The organism is Brenneria corticis (genome assembly GCF_003115855.1).
GTDB classification, from domain to species: Bacteria; Pseudomonadota; Gammaproteobacteria; order Enterobacterales; family Enterobacteriaceae; genus Brenneria; species Brenneria corticis.
This window is the reverse complement of record NZ_KZ819071.1, coordinates 404,466-411,005: the sequence shown is the minus strand read 5'-3', so window position 1 is coordinate 411,005 and position 6,540 is coordinate 404,466. Positions and strand designations below refer to the sequence as shown.

Below are 6,540 nucleotides of genomic sequence, written 5' to 3'. Positions count from 1 at the left end.
AAGTCAAGTGATTATTGCCTGGCTTCCTACTGCCATCGCAACCGCGTCGCCGCCGTTGCCGTGTCAGTGGAGGCGCATTATAGGGAGTTCTCAGCGGCTTACAAGGGCTAAATGCAAAAAAGTGACTGAGTGCGTTTTTTTTCGGCAATGCGCGGGAAAAGAGCGCGCTATGCGCTTTTTTTCCGCGCCATCTGCCCAAACTCATGGGCGAAACGCGCCACCTGATCCCAGTCGGTATATTCAATCTCTTTACTGCTATCCGTTTCACCACCGGTCATACGCATAATCAACTGAATCATCACCCGGTCAATCCACCGATAGCGCGGATAGCGCAGCGCGCCGGCGAAAACGCCGCATAAGTCCGGCCGCCACGGCGAACTTAGCAAAAATTTACGCGTATAGGCGTTGGTTTGTAACGTGCGTTTTTCTGGTTTGCGCGCCGTAAGATTGACCGAGAAAAAAGCGCTGGGCAATTGCTGTAAGCGCGTCAGGTGCCGCCGAATAAACTGGTTTACCGCCGGATTAAAACGCCCATAGCGCACCGAAGCGCCGATCAGGATCGCATCGTATTTAGTTACGTCGATATCATGCTTACTTAATAAGCTGACGACATCACACGCCAATGTCCCTTTTAGCGTGTTGGCAATATAAGAGGCTATCTCTCTTGTCTGCCCGTCCGTACTGGAAAACAATATCAAAGCTTTCATTACGCTATTCCTTTGTCTGTTTTATTCCCGCCAGAAAGTCGGCGTAAACAGGACTAAAAGAGTAAACACCTCCAAGCGTCCGAACAGCATAGTCAGAATCAATATCCACTTTGCCGCATCATTCATTGAAGTGAAATTATCCGCCACTACCCCCAGCCCAGGTCCCAGATTATTCAGCGTGGCGGCAACGGCGGCAAAAGCGGAGAAATCATCCACGCCCGTCGCAATCACCGCCAGCATACTGACAATAAAGACCAGCGCATAGGCGGAAAAGAAGCCCCAAACGGCCTCTAATATCCGCTCCGGCAGCGCGCGATGGCCCAATTTTATGGTGTATACCGCATTGGGATGAACCAGACGTTTCAGCTCACGCGAACCCTGCAGAAAAAGCAGCAGAATACGGATGACTTTCAAACCGCCGCCGGTCGACCCCGCGCACCCGCCGACAAAGGCGGAACACAGGAGTAATACGGGTAAAAAAAGCGGCCAGGAGGCGATGCTATCGGTGGTAAACCCCGCCGTGGTCGCCATCGATACCACCTGAAAAAAGGCCTGATTCAGCGTTTGCATACCGCTGGCGTAGACATTATGGAACCACAATACCAAGGTGCATACCGCAACCAGCGATATCTGTACAAAAATAAACATGCGGAATTCGGGATCGCGCCAGTAAACCTTGAGGCTGCGTCCACTCAACACCGCAAAGTGCAGGCCAAAGTTACAGCCGGAAATCAACAAAAACACCGCGACGATGCTGTTAATCGTCGGGTTGTTAAAATAGCCGATACTGGCGTCGTGAGTGGAAAAACCGCCTACCGATACCGTTGAGAAGCTGTGCCCGATGGCGTCGAAAATCGGCATCCCCGCCAGCCACAGCGATACGGCGCAGGCGACGGTGAGCAGCAGATAGATCAGCCATAGCGTTTTGGCGGTATCGGCAATCCGCGGGCGCATTTTGTTATCTTTCAGCGGCCCCGGCATTTCTGCGCGATAGAGCTGCATACCGCCGACGCCCAATATCGGCAGGATGGCAACGGCCAGCACAATGATCCCCATACCGCCGAACCACTGCAGCATTTGCCGATAGAAAAGAATCGCCTTCGGCAGTGAGTCCAGCCCGACCAGCGTGGTTGCGCCAGTGGTGGTCAACCCGGAGAAGGACTCGAAAAACGCATCGGTCACGCCGAGATTGGGATGCTCCGCAAACAGAAAAGGAAGCGCGCCCACGCTGCCCAGCACCGTCCAGAACAATACGACGATCAGAAATCCTTCGCGCGATTTCAACTCATGCTTCTGCTTTCTGTTCGGCAGCCACAGCACGATGCCGATCGCCAGAGCGACCAGAAAGGTCTGAGTGAAAGCCCGTCCCGCGCCGTCGCGATAGATCAAGGCCACCAGGCCGGGAATAAACATGGTCCCGGAGAACAGGATAACCAGCAGGCCGACAATACGGGTTATGGCACGCAACTGCATTGCAGAAAATTCCTTAATGATTCATAAACCAGCGCTGGGATTATTGTGAAAACGGCAATAATTGCAACGAGCCGCGGCTGATATCACGCAACCTCTGCGCCGCTTCCTCTACTCCCCTGACGGGAATAGACAGACGCAATGTCACTTCCGCACCATAATCACCGTGCAATATCCGCCCACCGAGCTGATATAGCAGTGATTCAACCTGAGGTAATAACGCATAGTCGCAGCGCAAGCCATATTCTTTCTGTAAAACTTTCTCCCGCAGCGATATCACCTTCAGCGCCTGCTGGACGCCGCCGCCATAGGCTTTCACCAGCCCGCCGGTCCCCAACTGGATCCCGCCGTAGTAACGCACCACGACGGCGCTAATCTCCCCGATGCCGCTCCCCAGCAACTGCGCCAGCATGGGCTTGCCGGCGGTGCCGGAAGGCTCGCCGTCATCGGAAAATCCAAGCCGTTGGGAATCGTCCGGCGCCCCGGCGACACACGCCCAGCAGTGATGCCTGGCCGCGGGATGCTGCGCCTTCACCTGCTGCACAAAGTTTTTCGCGGCGTCCACGCCGTCGGTCGGCGCCAGCAACGTGATAAAACGGCTTTTCTTGATTTCCTCACTTATGCTGACCGGCGCCGCCGGTACGGGATAGGCCTGCATCAGGATAGATTCAGATCGCGGGTCATGTTCTCCACCCGTTTTTCATGGATAACGATATTATCTTCGATGCGGATGCCGCCAAAGGGTTTCAGCGCATCAATCCTCTGCCAGTCGAAATGCCGGCTGAATTCGCCCTCGCGCCACGGCGCCAGCAGAGAGTCGATAAAATAAATACCCGGCTCGATAGTCACGACCATGCCGGGCTCCAGTATCCGGGTGCAGCGCAGATAGGGATGCTGCGCGGGCGCGGCCAGGTGGCTACCGCGGTCGTCCTGCATAAAGCCCGCCACGTCATGCACCTGCAACCCCAGAGGGTGCCCCAGGCCATGCGGCAGGAACGGCGCGGTAAGCCCTTTTTCCACCATCGCCTCTTCGCTGATCTCCTGAACCAGTCGATGTGACGTCAACAACTTGGCAACGCGCTGATGCATCTGAATATGGTAATCGGTATAGCGTACTCCGCTGCGAATCGTATCGATAAGGCTCAGCTGTTCCTGATTCAAATCCTTCACCAGCGCGGCAAATGCATTATCGCTCTGCATGGAGTAAGTGCGGGTAAGGTCGGCCGCATAGCCATTATATTCCGCGCCCGCATCGATCAGGAAACTGCGCGCTTCCGACGGCGCCTGATGATCCAACTGGGTGTAATGCAGTACCGCGGCATGCTCATTCAGCGCCACGATATTGCCGTAGGGCACGTCGGTATCCCGGTGGCCGGTGGCCGTCAGATAAGCCAGATTGATATCGAACTCGCTCATGCCGGACAGAAAAGCCTCGTGCGCGGCGCGGTGCCCGACGACCGCGGTTTTCTGGGCTTCGCGCATGCAGGCCAGTTCATAGTCTGTTTTATAGGCGCGATAGTAGTGCAGGTAGTCCAGCACGCCCTGCGGGTTAATATTGGTGGCGTCAATTCCCAGATCCAGGGCACGCTGCGGAGCGTAACCGAGGTAGGCGACACGCCGGCGCGCCGAGGGGAGCAGCGAACCGATATCATCGGCGTTGCGCAGAACCGTAATGTCCACCTCGTCCGTCCAGAAACTTTCCGGAACCGGCGCGACGTTATGCCAGTAGTCCACCGGGGAGTAGAACCACAGTTTCGGCGCATTGACGCCGTCAATCCATAACCAGCAATTCGGCACCTGGGTCACCGGAACCCAGGCTTTAAACTGCGGATTGACCTTGAATGGGTAGTCATGATCGTCCAGGAATACCGTCAGCAGCTCGCCGGAGTGAATCAGCAAGGCGTCAAGCTGATGGCGCTCCAGCACCGCCTGCGCCCGCTGCTGCAACGTAACCAGATGATGGTGATATAAAGAAGCCAGCTTTTCCATGGGTATCCCTGTTTGTTACTGCATTATCCATCCATTTTAACACAGCCGTGATTCAACGGCAGTGTCGGCTGCTTTGTGATCTCTCCGGCAAAAAAACAATCCCTTATTTGCAAAAATTTAACATTATAACCACAATTCAATCATCTGGTCGTACCAGATCCCCACCCTGAACGCGGAGATCACCATGCTCTATCAAGGCGAAACCCTCTACCTCGACTGGCTTGAAGACGGCATTGCGGAGCTGGTCTTTGCGGCGCCCGGCTCCGTCAACAAACTGGATACCCGTACGGTGACCAGCCTGGGTAAGGCGTTGGATATACTGGCGGAACAGAAACAATTGCGAGGGCTGCTATTACGCTCGGATAAGCCCGCCTTTATCGTCGGCGCCGATATCACCGAGTTCCTCTCGTTGTTTGCGGCGCCGGCAGACAAACTTCACCAGTGGCTGGACTTTGCCAACGGCATTTTTAGCCGCCTGGAAGACCTGCCCGTCCCCACGCTTTCCGCCATTAACGGGTATGCGCTGGGCGGCGGCTGCGAATGCGTATTGGCCACCGATTTTCGCCTTGCCGCCGCCGATATCCGCATCGGCCTGCCGGAAACCAAACTGGGCATTATGCCGGGTTTTGGCGGAACGGTGCGCCTGCCGCGCTTGCTGGGAGCGGATAGCGCGCTGGAAATTATCGCCGCGGGCAAAGATATCGGCGCGGCCGAAGCATTAAAAGCGGGCCTGGTGGATGCGGTGGTCGCCAATGAAAAATTACTCGCCGCCGCCGCGCAGATATTGCGACGGGCCATCGCCGGCGAGCTTGACTGGCGGGCGGCGCGGCGCCCCAAGCTGGAAGCGCTGAAGCTCAATAATATCGAGGTCGCCATGTGTTTCGCCACCGCCAAAGCCATGGTATTGCAAACCGCGGGCAAACATTACCCGGCCCCGATGACCGCGGTCAAAACCATTGAGGCCGCCGCCGCCATGCCGCGCAATGCGGCGTTGCGGTTGGAAACGCAAAACTTTATTCCCTTGACCCGCACCGATTCCGCTCGCGCGCTGGTTGGCCTTTTCCTTAACGATCAGTATGTAAAAGGCAAGGCGAAAAAGCGCATCGGCGAGTTCTCGCCGCCGGCGCAGGCCGCCGTGCTGGGGGCGGGCATTATGGGCGGCGGCATTGCCTATCAGTCTGCGTACAAAGGCACACCCATCCGCCTGAAGGATATCCATGAGAAACCGCTTACGCAGGGGATGAACGAAGCGGCGAAACTGCTGAACAAGCAGTTGGAGCGCGGCAGGCTGGATGGCATCAAAATGGCGGGGATACTGGCCAATATTCATCCGACGCTGGACTACGCCGGTTTTGAGCGCCTCGATATGGTGGTCGAGGCCGTGGTTGAAAACCCGCGGGTGAAGGCCGAGGTGCTGGCGGAAACCGAAGCTCACGTCGGCCCGCACGCCGTGCTGGCTTCCAACACCTCAACCATTCCCATTGCCCAACTGGCCGCCGCCTTAAAACGACCGCAAAACTTTTGCGGCATGCACTTTTTTAACCCGGTGCATCGCATGCCGCTGGTGGAAATTATCCGCGGCCCGCAGACGGCCGAAACCACCATCGCCCGCGTGGTGGCCTACGCCAGCAAAATGGGGAAAACGCCGATTGTGGTCAATGACTGCCCCGGTTTCTTCGTTAACCGGGTACTGTTTCCCTATTTTTGCGCGTTTAACCTGCTGGTACGCGACGGCGCGGATTTTCGCGACGTTGATAGCGTGATGGAGAAACGGTTCGGCTGGCCGATGGGGCCGGCGTACCTGCTGGACGTGGTGGGCATCGATACCGCTCACCACGCGCAGGCGGTGATGTCCGAAGGATTTCCGCAGCGCATGGGTAAAGACTATCGGGACGCCATCGACGTGCTGTTCGACAACCAGCGCTTCGGTCAGAAAAACGGGCTGGGTTTCTATCGCTATCAGACGGACGGCAAAGGAAAACCGCGCAAAGAGCAGGATGAACGCGTTGACGGCCTGCTGGCGGAAATCAGCCGGCCACGGAAGACGTTCAGCGCCGAGGAGATTATCGCCCGCCTGATGATCCCGATGATTAACGAGGTGGCCCGCTGTCTGGAGGAAGGCATTATCGATAGCCCGGCGGAAGCGGATATGGCATTGGTGTACGGACTCGGCTTCCCGCCCTTCCGCGGCGGCGCCTGCCGCTATCTGGACACCCAGGGCAGCGCCCGTTACCTGGAGACGGCGCGACAACTGTCGCATCTCGGCCCCATCTATCAGGTTCCTGACGGGCTGCAACAGAAAGCCAGCCGCAACGAAAGTTATTATCCCCCCGCCGCGCCGCACGCGGACGTTTCTCAAGGGCAACCGGCATGA

At 57.0% G+C, this 6,540-nt stretch carries 5 protein-coding genes; 1 reads left to right on the top strand and 4 read right to left on the bottom strand.

All coding sequences use genetic code 11. The annotated features are described in order from the left end of the window. Positions 1-167 precede the first annotated feature (167 nt). Genes hemG through pepQ form a run of 4 tightly spaced genes read right to left on the bottom strand, consistent with a single transcriptional unit; the run spans position 168 to position 4,166 of the window. On the bottom strand, positions 168-707 hold the full coding sequence (hemG, locus tag DDT56_RS01905) for a menaquinone-dependent protoporphyrinogen IX dehydrogenase (protein ID WP_009111005.1): 540 nt from the start codon (positions 705-707) through the stop codon (positions 168-170). A gap of 21 nt (positions 708-728) precedes the next feature. Further along, positions 729-2,180, bottom strand: coding sequence for a Trk system potassium transporter TrkH (gene trkH, locus DDT56_RS01900; protein ID WP_136164809.1), 1,452 nt, complete (start codon positions 2,178-2,180; stop codon positions 729-731). 40 nt (positions 2,181-2,220) lie between these two features. After that, positions 2,221-2,835 carry an IMPACT family protein gene (locus DDT56_RS01895; protein WP_136164808.1) on the bottom strand — a complete coding sequence of 205 codons (615 nt, stop codon included), beginning with the start codon at positions 2,833-2,835 and terminating at the stop codon, positions 2,221-2,223. Further along, entirely contained in the window at positions 2,835-4,166 is a 1,332-nt protein-coding gene (gene pepQ, locus DDT56_RS01890; protein ID WP_136164807.1) for a Xaa-Pro dipeptidase, read from the bottom strand. The genes DDT56_RS01895 and pepQ overlap by 1 nt, the downstream gene beginning before the upstream one ends. Positions 4,167-4,350: 184 nt before the next feature. Here pepQ and fadB point away from each other — a divergent pair, with 184 nt between their 5' ends. Next, on the top strand, positions 4,351-6,540 hold the full coding sequence (gene fadB, locus DDT56_RS01885) for a fatty acid oxidation complex subunit alpha FadB (RefSeq protein WP_136164806.1): 2,190 nt from the start codon (positions 4,351-4,353) through the stop codon (positions 6,538-6,540).

Excerpts from the sequence above, each read along its gene's own strand:
- hemG (WP_009111005.1), bottom strand. The coding sequence starts at position 707 with ATGAAAGCTTTGATATTGTTTTCCAGTACGGACGGGCAGACAAGAGAG.
- trkH (WP_136164809.1), bottom strand. The coding sequence starts at position 2,180 with ATGCAGTTGCGTGCCATAACCCGTATTGTCGGCCTGCTGGTTATCCTG.
- DDT56_RS01895 (WP_136164808.1), bottom strand. The coding sequence starts at position 2,835 with ATGCAGGCCTATCCCGTACCGGCGGCGCCGGTCAGCATAAGTGAGGAA.
- pepQ (WP_136164807.1), bottom strand. The coding sequence starts at position 4,166 with ATGGAAAAGCTGGCTTCTTTATATCACCATCATCTGGTTACGTTGCAG.
- fadB (WP_136164806.1), top strand. The coding sequence starts at position 4,351 with ATGCTCTATCAAGGCGAAACCCTCTACCTCGACTGGCTTGAAGACGGC.